We start from the raw sequence: 17447 nt of genomic DNA, 5'->3' as shown, positions 1-17447 counted from the left end.
GCCGTTTACATGCGTCGTGGTGTATGAGAGTAGCCATGAGGTGTTCTGCCCGCCTTCGGATCGTAATAGAAGAGTATTGATCAGTCGTTCTGAATGAGCAGCAAAGCCTTTGCGTCATGTTTATGAGGAAACCTAAAGTAGCTGCATCGTTTGCCGATATTTAGTTAGATATCGCGTGGCACGAATGCGGCGCGCCGGCATTGCGCGGCGAACGACCTATCGAGGACCAGAATTCCATGCATAAGTGGAGGCGCCATTCGTTGCGTATCCTGAGTTGCCTTCTCGTCTGCGTGGAGATGGTCGCGGCTGTACCGCCCGCCAGAGCAGCCGATGCCTGGTACGATGGATCGACGCCGGTGTTTCGCCATGTCGAAATGCCGAGCGACATTACGCCCACGGCAATGCTGCAGGACAGGGACGGCCTGATCTGGATCGCCTCGCAAACCGGTCTCGCCAGTTGGGACGGCTATCGCTTCCGCACTTACATTGCCGACCCGAGCAAGCCTGGCACCTTGCCTTCTTCCTACATCAATGCGCTGTATGAGGACCGTGAGGGCCGCCTTTGGGCGGCCACAGACAGTGGCGGTCTCGCAAGACTCGACAAGGCAGCTGGCACCTTCTCTACGCTGGGCGCGGGCCCTCAAGGCCTGAGCAGCGTACGCGTATTCTCCCTTGCCCCCGACGGCCCGGACGGCCTCTGGGTGGGCACGGAGGCCGGCCTCGACCGGCTGGATCTCAACACCGGCAAGGTGCGGCGCGCAGGCGGTGGGGCCATCCCCGCTGGCCTGCCCGCGCACCGGATCAGCGCGCTCCTCGTCGATCGCGGCGGCAACCTGTGGGCCGGCACGCTCGACGGGATCTACGTATTGCGTGCCGGCGCACAGGCTTTTGTGGCGGTGCCGGCGACGAGCCTCACGGGCGCCGCTATCGAGGTCTGGCAACTGGCAGAGGACCGGGAAGGGCGGGTCTGGGTCGGGACGCGAGCGACCGGTGCCTTCGTGATCGAACCAGGTGCCACGACGGCGCAGCAATTGCGCGACAGCGAACGTAGCGACGGGCAGGGTGTCGAGACCGACTGGGTCGGCGCGATCGTCGATGTCGGTAACGGTCACGTGTGGCTCGGCACGTGGGCCCAAGGCATCGTGCAGGTCGACACCCGCAGCTGGGCGACGCGGCGTCTGCGCCACGATGCCGGGATTCCAGGGAGCCTGGGCGAGGACGACGTGGCGGCGCTACTGCGCGATCGCAGTGGGTTTGTGTGGGCCGGCGGACCGAATGTGTTCGATTCGATCGATCCCTCCCAGCGGGCGATATCCACGTGGTACGGCAGCGACGGCCACCTGCTCGGCGGCAAGCGGGCAGAGGTCACGGCGGTGCTTGTCCAGCCCGACGGCAGCGTCTGGCTCGGCGCCGATATCGGCGGCGTCGACATCGTCCCGCCTGACCGCGAGCACGGCCGGCGTCTCACGGCGGAGGACGGTCTGTCGCGGACCGCGCTTCCCAGGGGCGCAGTGCTTTCGATGGCACGCGCACCGGACGGCAGCGTCTACATCGGGACTGCTAAGGGTTTGTACCGAACGCGCGATGACGGTCTCAGTGTCGAGCGGATGGAGTTTCCTGGCATTTCGCCCACTGCATTGGTGAGGGCGGTGTCGCTCGCCGATGGCAAGCTCTGGATCGGCGGCACGGACGGATTGAGCTATGTCGACCTGTCCGCGCAAGGCGCCACGGCGTACAGTGTCCCCGGCCTGCAGGGCGAAGACATCACGAACCTCAGCGCCGGCGCAGACGGAACGTTGTGGGTCGGCACGCAGACAGGACTTGCGCGGTACTGGCCGGCAACCGGCCGTCTCGAGCGGCCTTGGCCGGAGGGACCTGGGCGTGTCGGCCTGCCCAGCACCCACGTGACTTCGGTTGTGCAGGACAAGCGCGGGCGGCTGTGGATTGCTTTCTACGGCGGAGGCGTGCGTGTGGTCGAGCCCGGAGTGGGCGGCGCGCCTGCGCGAATCGACAGCATCGGTCACGATCAGGGTCTGCAGAAAAACGCCGCGAATGCCCTGCTGCTCGACGAGCAGGGCAACGCCTGGGTCAGCACCGACAGCGGCATTCTGCGCATCGACGGTAACACGCTGACCACGACGCTGCTGCAGCAGGCCGACGGGGTGGGGCTGCTGCCGTACTGGACCTCAGCGGCCGGGACGACACCGCAAGGCGATCTGCTGTTCGGCGGCAACGGCTTGACCATCGTGCATCCGAGCGAATTCCAGCCCGCACGTTTCAAGGCTTCCATCGTGCTGACCGATGCCGATGGCCGGCCGTTACCGCCGTCCGGGCTCAGGCTCGGCCCTTCGCAACGCACGGTGCAAGTGGCTTTCGCGTTGCTCGATTACTCGGCCCCCGAACGCACGCGCTACTCCTATCGCCTGGCTGGCCTGGAGGACACGTGGACCGAGTCATCCGCCGAGCAGCGCGTCGCGCACTATACGAATGTGCCGCCCGGAAATTACACGCTGCAGGTGCGGGCGTCGAACCGTGCCGGAGGTCAATGGACCGAGTCGGTGAGCTTGCCCGTCCACGTTGTGCCGACGTGGTACGAGAGGACCACGTTTCGCGTGATCATGGCACTCCTGCTGCTGGCGCTGTTCGGCCTGCTGATGCACGTGCGCATGCGCCTGCTGCGGCGACGTGCATTGACGCTGGAGGCGGTGATCGCGGAGCGGACCCAGGAACTCCAGCAACGTTCCGATGAGCTGGTGCGCCGCACGGCGGAATTGCAGGCCAGCGAACAGCGGCTCGAGCAGTTGGCTTACTTCGACAGTCTGACGGGCCTCGCGAACCGGCGGCATTTCAACGACGATCTGCAACTCCTGATCGAGCAGGCGCGTCGCGGCGCGGAATTCGCGCTTGTGCTGGTCGACCTCGATCGTTTCAAGCCGATCAACGATATCCACGGCCACGATGCTGGCGACGTGGTGTTGAAGGCCGTTGGCTCACGCCTGCGGCTGATCACGCGCGAGATCGATCTTGTCGCGCGCCTTGGCGGCGACGAGTTCGCCGTGCTGCTCAGAGATCCAGGCGAGCGCGATGCGGTGGCCGAGGTGTGCGAGCGGATCATCGCCACCTTCGCTGAGCCGATTCCGTACCGCAAGCTTTCGCTGGAGGTCAGGGCGAGCATCGGGGTTGCGCGTTGTCCACAGGACTCACGGGATGCCCAGGGGCTGTATAAATCCGCGGACATGGCGCTCTACGCGGCGAAAGAGGCCGGCCGCAGCGCCTGGCGCTGGGCGGGCGATTCTTTCGAGGTGGACCGTTGAGTCGAGCAAGTCAGGCATCCTGAATGATGGCGACTGCCCGGCCCACCGCGCACAACGTTCAGAAGCGGTGCCGGATACCTAGCGTGACACCGGTCTGATTGGACGCAAAGGCAGTGGCGTCCGTTACGCCAATGGGCGTGTAAGTCCCATTCGCATAGCGTGTCGCTGCGGCATACGCCACTGTTGCATAGAGATCGGTGCGCTTGGATAGCGAATAATCGCCGCTTAGCACGCCCATCCACGAGTTCGATACGTTCGCCGTCTTGTTGGACTGATAGTAGGTGCCGGCCGTTAGCTGGAAGCTTGGTACGAACCGGTAACGCACCCCGCCAAACCACATTGCGGCCGAAACCGTCGAGCCCTTGGTCGGATCGTTCAGGTAGTGCTCATAGCCACCCATGATTTCACCGTTGCCGATATGCTCCAGGACAGAGAAACTGAGGTTGCGCGTCTTGGTCCATGTGCCGGTCGAAGTGATCGCGCCGTTGCGATAATCGTAGGCCACCGCTGCCGCGAACGTGCCGGTGCTGTATTCCAGCGAACCGCCATAGGCCGCGCTGCTCTGGAACGAGCCTGCGTCGCCGCCGAAGCTGTAATCGGCAATCGCCTTTAGTCCGCCAAACTGCCCTACGTACTTCACGGAATTGTTGAGGCGCGCCTTGTAGGAGAAGTCGTCCGACGATCCGGTGGTGGGAAACCACGTGTACTGAGGCGCGTAACCCATCGGATCGTACTTTTCGAGTGTGTCGTACATGGCCGTGTATTGCAGGCCGGCCGAGAGCGATCCCAAGGCGTTCGACAACCCCACCGCTGCAGTGCGGTTGAACAGCGTACCGGCGGTGGCAGGCGTGCCGTCGTTGCTGTTAAAGCCGGCTTCCAATACGAACCACGCGCTGGTGCCGCCACCCAGATCTTCCGTGCCGCGAAAACCAAACCGCGAGTTGCTAAGTCCACCTGAATTTTCACGAACCAGCGACCCACCCGTCGCGCTTGCATGAGTCAGATATTCGATGTTGGTGTCGATCACGCCGTAGAGGGTCACGGACGATTGGGCGTGCGCGCAGGCGCATCCGGTCGCCGCGAGCGCGGCGACAAGACATTTCTTTTTCACTGACTGTCTCCTGAGATTTGCTGTTTTCATTTGCGTCGCAAGCCGAGTGATGTTGCGGCAGGCAGGGGGCAAACAACGCAATGGAGCAAATCGTAGAGGCGGCCGATGTAAATGTAAAATACATATGTGATGCACTATCCATATGCATCAGATATGGCGCTTGGGTCATCCTTGATGAGCCGAAGCGGGAGACAACGCGATCCCCTTTCTGTGGTCCAGGACGCTTTAATAACCTGGGACTACAACAGAAAGGTGATCGCGTCCCGGTCCGGAATTACATGGGAGGTACTACACCATCTTTCTCGACGACGATCACATTCGCGTCATACGAGCCGTTCTTCGCCGGGATCGCCACGATGAATACCTTTTTGTTCGCAGTCAGATCGTCGCGGGTCGCGGGAATGGCCGTCACGACTGGAGCGTCGGCCGGCACGTTGATGGTGTTGCTGCCGCCTTTATACGAAAGCTTCAGGTCGCGTCCGCTCGTACCTTCCACAACAGTGTCGACGTTGGCGTTCGTCATCGAACTGTTTGCACCGAGGTCCCACGCGTAGTGACCCTCTCCGGTGCCGCGCGCGGCCTCCGGGAAGACCAGCACTTCCTTGGCGACCAGCTTTCCGTCCGGGCCCGGCATTGCCGCCGCGCCGACGTATGAGCCGGCCTTGATATCCGAAAGCTGGATTGCCTTCACGGCATTCAGCGCCGTCGAATCCTTCAGGTCAATGTTGACTGTGTCGCCGCTGCGCCGGTGGACCTGCAAGGTGTTACCCGAAAGCGATACGATCTCGCCCCGGATCCGTTCGGGCTTGGTGGCGGAGGATTGAGCGAATGCAGCGCCAGCGAGCGTCAATGCGACAGCTGAAACAGCGAGTTTGAGACGAATGGACATAGGTGCTCCGTGTGGTTGATTGCAGTTAAAAATCATCGGTTCGCGGTTCAGGAGCCGCCGAACCAGTTGTAACCCTGGTTTTCCCAATACCCGCCGGGAAATTCGTTTGTGACGGTAATGGCGACGATATGCTTCGGGTTTTTGTAACCCAGTTTGGTAGGCATCCGAAGCTTCATCGGGAAGCCGTACTTCGCAGGCAGGGTGTTGCCGTCATAGGTCAGCGTGAGCAGCGTCTGCACATGAAGTGCAGTGGGCATGTCGATGCTCGTCCAGTAGTTATCGGCGCAGTGCAGTGCAACGTACTTCGCGGTGGTATCGGCTCCGGCTCGCTGCAGGAAATCGGCGAACCGCACTCCGCCCCACTTGCCGATTGCGCTCCACCCTTCAATGCAGATATGCCGGGTAACCTGGCTTTGTTGCGGCAACGCGCGCAGTTCGTCGAGCGTCCAGTCGGCTTTGCCCTTGACCCGTCCTTTCAGTTCGAGACGGTAGGTTTGTGCATCGACATCCGGCACCTGATCAATGTCGTAGTAGGCATTGAACGGAAATGGCCGTGTGATCATCGATTCCGGGTACGTCGGCGCCAGCTTGCGCGGGTCGAACAGCAATGCCTGAGCGTCGTCGTTGAAGGAGGAGATTCGGCGCAGCATCGTGTCGACGGATTTGTCGTTCGTCAGATCGCAACCCGACAGGAGCATCAAGCCGCCCAGCGTGAGGATCTGCTTGCCAAACAAACGCCGTGAGGACGATGAGAGCTCCTTCTGTGCGTCTTTGATGATCGATTGCGCGTCGGGCCGGTATGCCGGAGCGGGCGTCGGGTGACCTTTTCGGGAATTCATGGTTACCGGCCTCGAATCATGGTGAGCAAAGAACGCGGGACGAGAGCGACCATCGCAACGTGCACCGCGAAAAAGCCGACAAGTACGCTCATCGCGGCAAAGTGAACGATGCGTGCGTTATCGAAGCCACCCATCGCCGTGCGCAGGAGCGGAAATTGAACGGGCTTCCAGATCGTCAATCCCGACAGCACGACCAGCGCGATATCCGCGATCACGACGAGATAGGCGAACTTCTGCACGGCGTTGTAACGGCTCAGATCGCCGTGATTGAGCTTGCCTCGCAGGGCTGCAACGAGGTCGGAGGCAATTGCACGCGGGCTGACCGGGAAGAGTTTCTTGCGCAGGCGCCCCGTTACGAAGCCCAGTCCCAGATACGCGAGAAAGTTTGCGACCAGCAACCACATGACCGCGAAGTGCCAGAGCAGCGCGCCACCTAGCCAGCCACCCAGCGTGATGGACGCCGGAAACCTGAATGCCGGGAATATCGGCGACGCGTTGTACACCGCCCAACCGCTCAGGCACATTGCTATAACAGCGGCGGCATTAATCCAGTGAAAAATGCGAACCCACACGGGGTGAATAGTGGCGTGATTCAAAGCGACCTCACGGACGATTGGCACTTGCAAACAGGAATGGGGCGGCGAGCGTGCATTGCATAAGACGTAGTTCAGCGTGCCAGGACCTTGGCGCGACGGTGCAGTCAAGAAAGTGGAGTTGCGCTGTCTGGCCCGGGTGGATTGGATTGACGACAGGATCGCAGGCGCGCCACGACAGCGGTATCGGTCAAATGACCGACCCACGGCATCGTGCTTGTGCTCGTGTTTGTGTCTGGTGCGCGGCGCCGGCCGGTGCGCGCTGTCGGCGGCACCGGTGGCATGAAAAGAAGACTTCGGAGAGGGGGCGACCGCCTATTCCTGGTGAGAGTCCAACTCCCGTTGCATCAGCACAGTGTCGACCCACTGGCCGAACTTGAATCCGACCGATTTCAGCGTTCCCACTGTGCGGAAGCCGAGACGTTCATGCAACACAAGCGATCCCGTGTTCTCGCTATTGCCGACAACGGCAAGCATCTGCCGCCATGGTCCTTGCTCGCACCGTTGGATCAATTCCCCGAGCAGCGCTCGGCCGATCCCGAGACGGTCGAGCCCATGTTCTACGTAGATCGAATCCTCGATGGTGTGGCGATATGCCGGACGCGGCCGATATGGAGTTGCGTACGCATAGCCAACTACACGGCCTTGCCTCTGCGCCACCAGATAGGGAAGCCCCGCCTTCAACACTGCGTCGCGGCGTCCGAGCATGTCGTCGACGGAAGGGGGTGTCTCTTCGAACGAGGCGCTGCCGTGCAACACGTGGTACGCGTAGATGGCCTGCACGGCTGCCATGTCGGCTGTCGCCGCGTCGCGAATCCGAATTGCACTGTCAACTTCTGATTCCACCATTTACCTCACTCCTGAGCCTCGATATAGGAGACACGTCACGGGCGGCTCAACCCACACGTTCGACATGCATGATGCCCCGATCGTAGATATAAAGGAAGATTTGGTATCGTATGCAATCGATAAGGAATTCTTTGATATGAAGAGCTTGAATCTCGACTACCTGAAGACCTTTGTTGCCGTTGTCGAGCGTGGTAGTTTTTCTGCTGCAGCCGATCATCTCCGGCTCACTCAGCCGGCCGTGAGCCTTCAGATTCGCCAGCTCGAGAAAAGCCTCGGCGCGGTGTTGATCGAGCGCGTCGGGCGCGTAGCGAGAGCGACGGTCGCAGGGGAGGAGCTACTGGCCCATGCTGCGGGAATTGATGCAGCGGTCACCTCGGCAGTGACGGCCGTTTTCCGTCATGCGGAGGAGGGCGTGGGGCGCATTCGCATCGGCACCGGCGCGACGGCTTGCATCTTTCTGCTTCCGCCTATCCTGACCAATCTGCGCCAACGATTTCCGAACCTCGAAATCACGGTCACGACGGGCAATACCGCGGATATCGTCAAGGCGGTCGAGGGTAATATCCTGGACGTCGGGCTCGTGACGATGCCCGTATCGAGCCGCAGCCTGCACATTGCGCCGGTCATGGATGACGAATTTGTGCTCGTGGCCCCATCAGGCATGCAATTGCCGACTCGTATCACCGCCGCCGCGCTCGCCACCCGGCCCGTCATTCTGTTCGAACCCGGTGGCCATACCCGTAGGATTACCGACGAATGGTTTGCGAGGAGCGGCACGAAGCTCAGGCCTGTGATGTCACTGGGAAGTGTGGAAGCGACCAAGGCGATGGTCGGAGCCGGTCTCGGTTGCGCGATCCTTCCTGCACTCGCGGTCCGCAATGTAGAGTCCGGAAGCAGGATGGTGGTTCGATCCTTGTCCCCGCGTCTTCATCGCAAACTGGTCGCGGTAGTTAGACGCGACAAGCGTCTGTATGGCGGCCTTGCGGAGATCCTCAAATCGTTCCGGACTTTGTCTGAGGATTAGCTGGCCTCTGAATCTTTGGACTGCCAGATAATATGTTTAATCGACATCGCGTCTGAAAGCAGCGGCGGTCCGCGCCGGCTGTTCACCGCACTTGAAACGGTTGTTCGACCTAAAGTCATTAGTTCGGACTGCCGTAATTGAGGCATCAGGGCCGGTTGCTTCCGGTAAGAACGCCGGGGCGACTTTCTTGGAGTCGATCATGAGCTATGTACGCGTCACCGGTAGAGTCACACGCAGCGTCTGCTACTTTGTTTTTTCCATCGCCGTGTTTTCGTTATGGGCATCGCTTGCTGCCGGGGCCGGTTTCATCCTGCTGCATTTGCCTGATGTTTGGGCGTCGCACAGCAACGACGAAAATGCACGCTTCGCGGTGATGTCGGTCACTGCGTATGCGGTGATTATGGGCGCGCTGTTCCTCATCTTCACTGCGGGCGCCGTCGAGCGTTTATCCGATGCAGTGAGAGCGGCGCGTACAACGCTTCGACACCTTCAAAAAATGCACGCGGTGCGCCGCACACGCCGCGACCACGTCTCCGCAGTTGCGCTCCATCCGGTCAGAAATACACACTGACACGCGCTGTTTTACCAGCCTGCTGTTCGTGAGTGCGGGCTGTTTCATATGACCATTGCCGTTGTGGTCTGCGAAGAGAACTCATCCAGTAACCGCCCGCACCATGTCGATGAACGCCCGCAGGCTCGTCGACATATGACGGGTGCGCGGAAAGTAAAGGAACAGGCCAGCTATCGTCGGGCACCAATCCTCCAGCACCGGAACGAGTCGCCCATCGCGCAATGCCGCACGCGCATAGGGTTCCGGAACATACGCGATACCGAGCCCATTCATAGCGGCTTCGACGATCAACTGGTTATTGTCCAGCGTCAAAACGCCCGGAACGTCCATCGCCACTTCTTGCCGTCGCTTGAGAAACTCCCAACGATAGCGTTTGCCGCTAGGCAGACGCTGCCGGATGCATTGGTGCTGCATGAGTGCATCGGGTGTTTTGGGCGCAGGATGAGCCGCCAGATATTCCGGCGAAGCAACCGCGAGGAAACGCATGTCAGGTCCAAGCCGAACCGCCACCATGTCCTTGGGCACGGCTTCTCCCAATCTCACGCCTGCGTCGAAACCTTGCTGAACAATGTCCACCAGTCGTCCGTCCGCTACCAGGTCCAACTCCACGCCGGGATAGCGCGCCAGGAATTCCGGCACAACTGTCTGAAGCAATAATCGAATGGCGTTTTCGCCGCCGTTGATCCGCAGCGTACCGGTTGTGTGACCTTGCTCGCCTGCGACTTCCTCCAGTGCGGCGTCGAGATCGCTCATCAGTGGATCGAGACGGCCCAGCAGGCGCTCGCCTGCCTCGGTCAGCGACACGCTGCGTGTCGTCCTGTGCAGCAGACGGGCTCCCACGCTGTCCTCCAATCCACGCACGGCATGGCTTAGCGTTGAGCGGGTGATTCCAAGCAGGTCGGCCGCGCGCCGGAAACTGCGGTGTTCGGCAACGGCCATAAAAGCGCGTAGATCGCTCAGTGTCGGCTTGTTCATTGGTGGCCTATTTTCACTTGCTCATGCCATTCATTGGTGATTGTCGCAACAATGATAGCGCCATAGCATGGATCCCTACAGCCCACACCTTTTCTTCGCTGGAGGCGCATCATGGCCAAAACCTGGTTCATTACGGGAACATCCACCGGCCTCGGCCGCATCCTCACCGAACGTTTACTGGAGCGTGGGGACCGCGTCGTTGCAACTTTGCGGCGACCCGGAGCATTGGACGAATTACTTGCCCGGCACAGCGATCGCCTGCATGTCGTCACGCTCGACGTGACCAATGTCGAGGCGATCAGAGGCGCCGTAGCAGATGCTTTCGAACGGATGGGGCGCATTGACGTGGTGGTCAGCAACGCGGCCTATGGTCTCTTCGGTGCTGCCGAAGAACTAAGCGACGCGCAGATCGAGCGGCAGATCGCGACCAACCTTGTGGGCTCGATCCAGCTTATCCGCGCAGTCCTGCCGTATCTGCGCGAGCAAGGTGGAGGGCGGATCGTTCAGGTGTCGTCGGAGGGCGGACAAATCGCTTATCCAAACTTCAGTCTTTACCACGCCACCAAGTGGGGGATCGAAGGTTTCGTCGAATCCGTTGCCAAGGAGGTCGCGCCGTTCGGCATCGATTTTCTGATCGTCGAACCGGGGCCGACTCTCACCAACTTTCGTCAGGGTCTGGAGCACGCGCGGCCCATGAATTGCTACGACAGTACACGAGCCGGTGAAGTGCGCAAGGCGGTGTCTTCCGGAAGTTTCGTTCTCAAGGGCGATGCTGCCAAAACGGTCAATGCGATGATTGACGCGGTCGATGCAGATCGGCCGCCTTTGCGGCTGACCTTGGGCAGTACCGCCTACGCCTCGATCAGCCAGGCGTTGGCCGAGCGGCTACAGTCGCTGGAGGCACAGAAAGATCTGGCGCTCTCCGTCGATCGGGACAACTAAGGTCTGTTGACCGGAGCTCTCCTGGTAGCTGAACCGGTGCCCGCCGCTTTCGTCAGGCTGAAGAGGAGTGGCAGGTGAAAAGTAATCTTCATACCAGGGAGAGTCGGCCACGGGGCCTTCTCCCTGACGCGGACACAGTGGGCCTGAAAGAGCCATGGACGCCGGTCCGAAGGCATGCGCTCGGACCGGTTCTGTTTCTTGTGATGTCATGGTGTTTCAGCACGGCATTTTCAGCGCAAAAGCAGGTATCAGCGAATGCCGGCCCAGCAAACGCAAACCCAAACCCAAGCGCAACTCACAAGCCTCATCTCGATCTCTCCGGCAAAACTCGCAAGGGCAAGGCTTCTTACTACGGCCGTAACTTTTACACAAAGAAGATGGCCAACGGTATGCCGATGGATCCGCAATCGAATTCCGCCGCGAGCAAAACGCTACCGCTTGGCACCAAGGCTCGAGTCACCAATCTGAAAAACGGCAGCAGTACGGTCGTCGAAATCAGGGATCGGGGCCCCTACGTCAAGGGCCGAATCGTCGATGTGTCTCCCCAGACTGCCGATAAGCTCGGTTTGAAGGAGAACGGCACGGCTCCCGTCGAAGTCAAGCCGGTTGAAGTGCCGCAGCCTGACGGCAGCGTCAAGGCCGGTTCAGGCGTGGCAGAAAACGTGCGCGGCCAACCGTCGGCCGACTTGCGGGATGGCCGTATCACCAACTGAGCCGGCGCTGTACTGTCGAGCAGGATTGGCGTTGACGCATCCTATTTCGACGTCGCCAGACGAGTCGACATCCCCGCACTCCGCACGGCCCTGCCACCCACAGCGCAGACGATCAACGCTGCAATCAGCAGCGCGCACAACGCCAGCCGCAAGCCCACGAAACCCGCGCCGAAACCAATCAACGGTGGTCCCACCAGAAAGCCCGCATAACCTGCAGTGGCTGCCATCGATACGCCGACAGCAGGTGTCGCAGCCGAGCGCCCCGCAGCGCTGAAAATGACCGGCACGATATTGGCGAGGCCAAGACCGACAAGCACGAACCCGACGACGGCGGTCCAGACATTGGGTAAGCCCAGTACCAGGGCGAAGCCGCTGGCTGCCAGAAAACCACCGAGTCCAACCACGGTACTCGCGCCCAGTCGACGCACGGACACGTCGCCGATCACACGGCACGCCGCCATGGAGAAGGCGAAAGCGGAATATCCGATGGCCGCAACGCTTGCCTCCCGATTCAGGACAGAGCGCAGGAAAACGGCGCTCCAGTCGGCCACGGCGCCTTCAACCATCATGCAAAGAAAGGCCAACGCAGCGAGCTTCATCACACTTGCGTCTGGTAAAGCGAAGCCACCGGCTGCCTTGCTTGCGCGGACCCCGACATCGCGCAGTGCGAGAACTGCCGCCGCGACAATCAGCGCTCCAATGAAAGCGTCGGGAAGCAACAGACCGCCGGCGGCGCCGAAGCCCCACTTCTGTATCAGCGCGCCCGTCGCCGCACCGGTTAGGCCTCCTGCGCTCCATGCAGCATGGAATGACGACATGATCGGCGAGCGCCACTGCGTTTCGATCGCGCTTGCGTGACCGTTCATCGAAACGTCCAGAGCACCATTTGCCGCGCCAAGCAGAAGGAGTACCAGGCAGAGCAATGGAAGATTGGGCGCAAACGCGGGTAGTGGCAGCGCGATAAAAAACGCCACGCCGAGCAGTGCGGTTGCCCGGCCGCTGCCGAAGCGCGGAGCGAGCCTGCCCGCAAGCGGCATGGCGATGATGGCGCCCAGCGCGAAACAGAACAGCGCGATCCCCAACGCACTGTCGCTTAACGAGAGGTGCTCCTTGATGCGCGGAATTTCGACCGCCCACGCACCGATCCCAAAGCCGTTCGCGAGAAAAACCGCGAGAGTCGCAAGACGTTCCCTGATCGGCTTCATGATGTTGCCACCATCACGTTGTCGCAGACTTCTTCGAGTTCGTTGATGCGATCCGCGGCAAGATCGGCTTCAACGATCAGGCAGTCGATGGCGGACGCTGGCCCGACAACGAAAGGCGCCGCTGTCATCAGCTTCTCGGTCGTCATCGCAATCGCGAGCACGCTGCTCGATTTGAGCATGGCGCGTTTGAGTTCGGCATCTTCGGCATTGAAGGCGGCAATGCCTTCGACGGGATCGAGCGCGCACGCGCCCAGGAAGCAGACGTCGGCTTTGATCTGCTGGACCTGCAGCAGCGCGGTCGACCCGAGCGCGCCCGCGACATCGCCGCCGACCCTGCCGCCGATGAGAACGATGTCGAAACCCGGCCGATCCAGCAGACGCAGGCAAGCCTCTGGCGAGTTCGTCACGACGGTCAGCCCTGCGTTGTCCGGAAGCGCCTGCGCGATCGCAACATTGGTCGAACCCGCGTCCAGCAGGATCACCTGCCCGGGCTGCACGATCGACGCAGCAGCAATGGCAAGGCGTTGCTTGCGATCCACATCTGCCTTCATACGCGTCGATGCGTTCAGATGAGATGGCGAAGTCAGCAGGGCGCCGCCATACACGCGCTTGCACAACCCCGCGCTGGCGAGGTCGCGCAAGTGGCGGCGGACGGTGTGCTCCGACGTGTTGAGTTCGGCCGCGATTTCGGATGCCAGCACCCGGCCCTGGGTTCGCAGACGCTCGAGGATGAACTGCTCGCGCTCGTCGGGCAGCAGCCCATCCATGGCGTCCTGTCGGCTTCGTTGCATCTGGCGATCCTTGCTCGGTTGGGTAAATCGATCATAAACGAGCATAATGTATCGCAAACGAGAATCGCCGGCAACGACTGAATTTCAGGAACGCTCCTGCGCACTCAGGAATTCGCCAATCGCCGCAGCGATTTCCGCAGCATGCGTTTCCAGCGCGAAGTGCCCCGTATCGAGAAAGCGCACCACTGCCGCCGGCAGGTCGCGCCGGAATGCTTCGGCGCCAGCGGGCAGAAAGAACGGATCGTTTTTGCCCCACACCGCAAGAAGCGGCGGTTGATGGGTGCGGAAATACTGCTGGAACGCCGGGTACAACGCCACATTGCTCCGATAGTCGCGGAACAGATCCAGCTGGACTTCATCTGCACCCGGACGGCTCAGATAAAACTCGTCGAGCGAGTAGCCGTCGGGTGACACGAGTGACGCGTCCGGCACACCGTGCGTGTACTGCCATACGGTCGTTTCATGTGTCAGCAGCGCACGAAGCGCTTCGCGATTAGCCGGCGAAGCCTCTTTCCAATAGGCGCGGATCGGATTCCATCCGTCGCTCAACCCTTCTTCATACGCATTGCCGTTCTGCGAGATGATCGCGGCGATCCGTTCGGGATGCTTGACGGCAAGCCGGAAGCCCGTTGGCGCGCCGTAATCGAATACGTACATGGCAAAGCGATCGAAGCCAATCACCTCGGTGAAACGCCCAATCACCTCCGCAATGTGGTCGAACGTGTACGCAAAGCTTTCACGAGCCGGCATGTCGGACTGCCCAAAACCCGGCAGGTCCGGAGCGACGATATGGAAGCGGTCCGCCAGCTTCGGAATCAGGTCGCGAAACATGTGGCTCGAACTCGGAAAGCCGTGCAGAAGCAGCAGTTTCGGAGCGCCTTGACGACCGGCTTCACGATAAAACACCTTGACGCCGTCCACGTCGGCGGAACGATAGCTAATAGATGACATGAGTTTTCTCCTGAATGAATCAACGGGTTTGCCTGCGGTGCAGAGCAGGGGATGTACACGGATACGAATGTGGCCCGCGTCTTTATTGAGCCGATACTGCGTTGACCGCTTCGACGATCACGTTCGTCACGGCGTCAGGGGCCGTGATCATGGGCGTGTGATCGACCGGGTACGAATGCACCCGCGCGTTCATCCGCTGCGCCATGAACTGCTGGGTGTCGTGACTGATCATGCGATCCTGCTCGGCGATCAGGAACCAGCTCGGAACGTCCTTCCAAAGCGGACGTCCCACCGGCTCGCCAATACAGGCAACCGAAATAGGCCGTTGAACCGCGCGGAGCACCGTCAGTTCCTGTGAAGCCGCGTGTTGTGCGAATGCCGCCGGGAAGGCATCGTCAGGCAGCCAGATCAGACCGTGCTGGTCCGGTGCAAGCTTCGGCGCCTGCGGATGCGGTTCAGCGCGGTAGAACACCTCGCCAACGGTTTCACCTTCGTCGGGCGCCAGAGCCGTCACGTAGACCAGCGCCGTGATGTTGTCTGCGCGCGCCAACCCGACCACTCCGCCGGCATAAGCGTGTCCGGCAAGCACAACCGGACCGTCGATCCGCTCGAGTGTTCTGTTCAGCGCCGCGACGTCGTCCTGCAGCGACGTAAGCGGCAACGGTGCCGCGGCCGCGCGGATGCCTTGTCCTTCCAGACGTTCGATGACCTTGCTCCAGCTCGAACCGTCTGCCCATGCGCCGTGCACAAGCACCACGCTTACGTTGCCAATCGCCATTTTTCGCTCCTTACAAGATAGTGGGTGCCGCTTTGGGTGCGCACACATCGACGTCTCTTTGTAACCTGTCTATTGCGCATTTATAGGTTACAAAGTGCAGATGTAACTTGTCAAGGGCTTTTTTAGTGGTTACGATGTGTCTATCGTCACTCTGTATTCGTCACAAGAGATGGACTACCGCCAAATACCCGCGATGTTCCTGGCCGACGCGCCCGGACTGGATTTTCTGAATTCGGTGGCGACGCCGGTGGATGAGGAAGTTGACTGGATTAGCGACGGCGAGGGCCTGTTGGCCTGGCTGGACCAGGCGGCGTTTGTGCCGCGTGAAGCACTCGAATCCATCCGGCGCCGTTCGACGCTTGCCGAACTCGATGAAGTGGCAGCGAAGGCGCGCGAGTTGCGCGAGTGGTTCAGGGGATTTGTGAAGCAGCACAAGGGGCGGCCTCTGAGCGCCAAAGATCTGCGCGAGCTCGAACCGGTGAATCAGTTGCTGGAGCGTGACGAACAGCATCGGCAAATCGTCGCGAACACCGTGGATGGCGTGACGACTTTCGAGCTTCGCGCGAAGCGGCGCTGGCAGTCAGCCGAGTCGCTGCTGATGCCGGTGGCCGAAGCGCTGGCCAGACTCGTCTGCGAGGAGGACTTCACGCTGGTGAAAGCGTGCGAAGGGGTGAATTGCACGCTGCTGTTTGCGGATCACACGCGAGGTCACGCGCGCCGCTGGTGCAGCATGGCGCTCTGCGGTAACCGCGCGAAGGTTGCGGCCCACCGCAAGCGCCTCAAGGCGCAGGAACTCAGCCAGTAAGCATCGGCTTATTCGTAGGAAAAGACGTCGCCGAATTTGTCGATGCGCTCGAGCGCCATGCCGGAGCCGCGCACAACGCAGGTCAGCGGCGCCTCGGCGACGAATACAGGCAGTCCGGTCTCCTCGGCGAGCAGCCGGTCGAGATCACGTAGCAGCGCACCGCCGCCGGCGAGCATGATGCCGCGCTCGGCGATATCGGCGCCGAGTTCAGGCGGGGTCTGTTCGAGTGCGATCTTGACCGCCGATACGATCTGGTTCAGCGGATCAGTCAGCGCTTCGAGGATTTCGTTGCTGGAAACGGTGAAGCTGCGCGGTATGCCTTCGGACATGTTGCGGCCCTTCACCTCGATTTCCTTGACTTCGGATCCGGGAAACGCGGAGCCGATGCCTTTCTTGATCGCTTCGGCGGTCTGCTCGCCGATCAGCATGCCGTAGTTGCGGCGGATGTAGTTGACGATCGCCTCGTCGAACTTGTCGCCGCCCACGCGCACCGAGCCTTTGTAGACGATGCCGCCGAGCGAGATCACACCGACTTCCGTGGTGCCGCCGCCGATATCGACCACCATCGAGCCGGTGGCTTCGGAAACGGGCAGGCCTGCACCGGTTGCGGCGGCCATCGGTTCTTCGATCAGATAGACTTTTGCCGCGCCCGCGGTGTGGGCCGCTTCCCTGATCGCGCGACGCTCGACCTGAGTCGATCCGCACGGCACGCAGATCACGATGCGCGGCGACGGCGCAAAAATGTGCGGTGCGTGCACCATCCGGATGAACTGCTTGATCATCTGCTGGGTGATGTTGAAGTCGGCGATCACGCCGTCCTTCATCGGGCGAATGGCTTCAATGTTGCCCGGCACCTTGCCCAGCATCTGCTTGGCTTCCTTGCCGACCGCGAGAATGGTTCGCTTGCCGTTCGGGCCGCCTTCCTGCCGGATGGACACGACCGATGGCTCGTCGAGGACGATACCCTTGCCGCGCATGTAAATCAGCGTGTTTGAGGTGCCGAGATCGATCGCCAGATCGTTGGAGAAGAAGCTGCGCAGAAAACCGAACATTCAACGTCCTGTCTGGCTTGATGCCAGGCGGTTGGTCCATCACAT

17 protein-coding genes and 1 pseudogene are annotated in these 17447 nt (G+C 61.0%); 6 read left to right on the top strand and 12 right to left on the bottom strand.

Annotation, left to right across the window (positions count from 1 at the left end):
• The first annotated feature begins 236 nt into the window (after positions 1-236).
• Complete coding sequence (locus tag P3T17_RS17150; RefSeq protein WP_429408084.1) at positions 237-3314, top strand: diguanylate cyclase domain-containing protein; 3078 nt, start codon at positions 237-239, stop codon at positions 3312-3314.
• A gap of 58 nt (positions 3315-3372) precedes the next feature.
• Here P3T17_RS17150 and P3T17_RS17145 read toward each other — a convergent pair whose 3' ends face one another.
• The 5 genes from P3T17_RS17145 to P3T17_RS17125 all read right to left on the bottom strand — a co-directional run bounded on the left by P3T17_RS17145 (position 3373) and on the right by P3T17_RS17125 (position 7592).
• Positions 3373-4425 (bottom strand): porin, encoded by a 1053-nt coding sequence (locus P3T17_RS17145; protein ID WP_429408082.1) that lies wholly within the window; start codon positions 4423-4425, stop codon positions 3373-3375.
• Positions 4426-4699: 274 nt separating this feature from the next.
• Positions 4700-5314, bottom strand: coding sequence for a hypothetical protein (locus P3T17_RS17140; RefSeq protein WP_429408081.1), 615 nt, complete (start codon positions 5312-5314; stop codon positions 4700-4702).
• 47 nt (positions 5315-5361) lie between these two features.
• On the bottom strand, positions 5362-6153 hold the full coding sequence (locus P3T17_RS17135; RefSeq protein ID WP_429408080.1) for a molybdopterin-dependent oxidoreductase: 792 nt from the start codon (positions 6151-6153) through the stop codon (positions 5362-5364).
• A gap of 2 nt (positions 6154-6155) precedes the next feature.
• Positions 6156-6749, bottom strand: a complete 594-nt coding sequence (locus P3T17_RS17130) for a cytochrome b/b6 domain-containing protein (protein ID WP_429408078.1) — start codon at positions 6747-6749, stop codon at positions 6156-6158.
• Between the two features lie 312 nt (positions 6750-7061).
• The gene (locus P3T17_RS17125) at positions 7062-7592 is read right to left on the bottom strand and encodes an N-acetyltransferase family protein (RefSeq protein ID WP_429408527.1); all 531 of its coding nucleotides are present in this window, start codon (positions 7590-7592) and stop codon (positions 7062-7064) included.
• Positions 7593-7659: 67 nt separating this feature from the next.
• Between P3T17_RS17125 and P3T17_RS17120 the strand changes: the two genes are divergently transcribed.
• Together P3T17_RS17120 and P3T17_RS17115 are read left to right on the top strand one after the other, a co-directional pair.
• On the top strand, positions 7660-8619 hold the full coding sequence (locus tag P3T17_RS17120; RefSeq protein WP_429408076.1) for a LysR family transcriptional regulator: 960 nt from the start codon (positions 7660-7662) through the stop codon (positions 8617-8619).
• Between the two features lie 187 nt (positions 8620-8806).
• Positions 8807-9190: a hypothetical protein gene (locus P3T17_RS17115; RefSeq protein ID WP_429408074.1), complete on the top strand. Its 384-nt coding sequence runs from the start codon at positions 8807-8809 to the stop codon at positions 9188-9190.
• Positions 9191-9271: 81 nt separating this feature from the next.
• Here P3T17_RS17115 and P3T17_RS17110 read toward each other — a convergent pair whose 3' ends face one another.
• Together P3T17_RS17110 and P3T17_RS17105 are read right to left on the bottom strand one after the other, a co-directional pair.
• Entirely contained in the window at positions 9272-9943 is a 672-nt protein-coding gene (locus P3T17_RS17110; RefSeq protein WP_429408526.1) for a LysR substrate-binding domain-containing protein, read from the bottom strand.
• A 39-nt stretch (positions 9944-9982) separates the two neighbouring features.
• Positions 9983-10165 (bottom strand): annotated as a pseudogene (locus P3T17_RS17105) (helix-turn-helix domain-containing protein); the annotation flags it as partial.
• Between the two features lie 111 nt (positions 10166-10276).
• On the opposite strand from P3T17_RS17105, the gene P3T17_RS17100 reads away from it, so the two are divergent.
• Together P3T17_RS17100 and P3T17_RS17095 are read left to right on the top strand one after the other, a co-directional pair.
• Positions 10277-11107, top strand: coding sequence for an SDR family oxidoreductase (locus P3T17_RS17100; protein WP_429408072.1), 831 nt, complete (start codon positions 10277-10279; stop codon positions 11105-11107).
• 203 nt (positions 11108-11310) lie between these two features.
• A complete protein-coding gene (locus P3T17_RS17095; protein ID WP_429408525.1) occupies positions 11311-11820 on the top strand; it encodes a septal ring lytic transglycosylase RlpA family protein in 510 nt (169 codons plus the stop codon).
• A 41-nt stretch (positions 11821-11861) separates the two neighbouring features.
• Here P3T17_RS17095 and P3T17_RS17090 read toward each other — a convergent pair whose 3' ends face one another.
• From P3T17_RS17090 to P3T17_RS17075, 4 genes are all read right to left on the bottom strand, one after another.
• Positions 11862-13025, bottom strand: a complete 1164-nt coding sequence (locus tag P3T17_RS17090; protein WP_429408070.1) for an MFS transporter — start codon at positions 13023-13025, stop codon at positions 11862-11864.
• Positions 13022-13816 carry a DeoR/GlpR family DNA-binding transcription regulator gene (locus tag P3T17_RS17085; RefSeq protein ID WP_429408068.1) on the bottom strand — a complete coding sequence of 265 codons (795 nt, stop codon included), beginning with the start codon at positions 13814-13816 and terminating at the stop codon, positions 13022-13024. Before P3T17_RS17085 ends, P3T17_RS17090 begins: the two co-directional genes overlap by 4 nt.
• Before the next feature lie 84 nt (positions 13817-13900).
• Positions 13901-14767 carry an alpha/beta fold hydrolase gene (locus P3T17_RS17080; RefSeq protein WP_429408066.1) on the bottom strand — a complete coding sequence of 289 codons (867 nt, stop codon included), beginning with the start codon at positions 14765-14767 and terminating at the stop codon, positions 13901-13903.
• A gap of 82 nt (positions 14768-14849) precedes the next feature.
• Positions 14850-15545 carry an alpha/beta fold hydrolase gene (locus P3T17_RS17075; protein ID WP_429408064.1) on the bottom strand — a complete coding sequence of 232 codons (696 nt, stop codon included), beginning with the start codon at positions 15543-15545 and terminating at the stop codon, positions 14850-14852.
• A gap of 169 nt (positions 15546-15714) precedes the next feature.
• Between P3T17_RS17075 and P3T17_RS17070 the strand changes: the two genes are divergently transcribed.
• Entirely contained in the window at positions 15715-16350 is a 636-nt protein-coding gene (locus P3T17_RS17070; RefSeq protein WP_429408062.1) for a CGNR zinc finger domain-containing protein, read from the top strand.
• A gap of 8 nt (positions 16351-16358) precedes the next feature.
• On the opposite strand, the gene P3T17_RS17065 is transcribed toward P3T17_RS17070, so the two are convergent.
• Entirely contained in the window at positions 16359-17402 is a 1044-nt protein-coding gene (locus P3T17_RS17065; protein ID WP_074268999.1) for a rod shape-determining protein, read from the bottom strand.
• Between the last annotated feature and the right edge of the window lie 45 nt (positions 17403-17447).

It is taken from the genome of Paraburkholderia sp. GAS82, from assembly GCF_050436285.1.
Lineage (GTDB): Bacteria > Pseudomonadota > Gammaproteobacteria > Burkholderiales > Burkholderiaceae > Paraburkholderia > Paraburkholderia phenazinium_B.
The sequence above is the reverse complement of the archived record's forward strand: the minus strand, read 5'-3'. Positions and strand labels throughout refer to the sequence as shown.

What these genes read in the sequence shown, in the direction of transcription:
- P3T17_RS17080 (WP_429408066.1), bottom strand. Translation starts at nt 14,767, where the DNA reads ATGTCATCTATTAGCTATCGTTCCGCCGACGTGGACGGCGTCAAGGTG.
- P3T17_RS17100 (WP_429408072.1), top strand. Translation starts at nt 10,277, where the DNA reads ATGGCCAAAACCTGGTTCATTACGGGAACATCCACCGGCCTCGGCCGC.
- P3T17_RS17095 (WP_429408525.1), top strand. Translation starts at nt 11,311, where the DNA reads ATGTCATGGTGTTTCAGCACGGCATTTTCAGCGCAAAAGCAGGTATCA.
- P3T17_RS17140 (WP_429408081.1), bottom strand. Translation starts at nt 5,314, where the DNA reads ATGTCCATTCGTCTCAAACTCGCTGTTTCAGCTGTCGCATTGACGCTC.
- P3T17_RS17110 (WP_429408526.1), bottom strand. Translation starts at nt 9,943, where the DNA reads ATGAGCGATCTCGACGCCGCACTGGAGGAAGTCGCAGGCGAGCAAGGT.
- P3T17_RS17085 (WP_429408068.1), bottom strand. Translation starts at nt 13,816, where the DNA reads ATGCAACGAAGCCGACAGGACGCCATGGATGGGCTGCTGCCCGACGAG.
- P3T17_RS17135 (WP_429408080.1), bottom strand. Translation starts at nt 6,153, where the DNA reads ATGAATTCCCGAAAAGGTCACCCGACGCCCGCTCCGGCATACCGGCCC.
- P3T17_RS17065 (WP_074268999.1), bottom strand. Translation starts at nt 17,402, where the DNA reads ATGTTCGGTTTTCTGCGCAGCTTCTTCTCCAACGATCTGGCGATCGAT.
- P3T17_RS17120 (WP_429408076.1), top strand. Translation starts at nt 7,660, where the DNA reads ATGCATGATGCCCCGATCGTAGATATAAAGGAAGATTTGGTATCGTAT.
- P3T17_RS17070 (WP_429408062.1), top strand. Translation starts at nt 15,715, where the DNA reads ATGGACTACCGCCAAATACCCGCGATGTTCCTGGCCGACGCGCCCGGA.
- P3T17_RS17075 (WP_429408064.1), bottom strand. Translation starts at nt 15,545, where the DNA reads ATGGCGATTGGCAACGTAAGCGTGGTGCTTGTGCACGGCGCATGGGCA.
- P3T17_RS17150 (WP_429408084.1), top strand. Translation starts at nt 237, where the DNA reads ATGCATAAGTGGAGGCGCCATTCGTTGCGTATCCTGAGTTGCCTTCTC.
- P3T17_RS17090 (WP_429408070.1), bottom strand. Translation starts at nt 13,025, where the DNA reads ATGAAGCCGATCAGGGAACGTCTTGCGACTCTCGCGGTTTTTCTCGCG.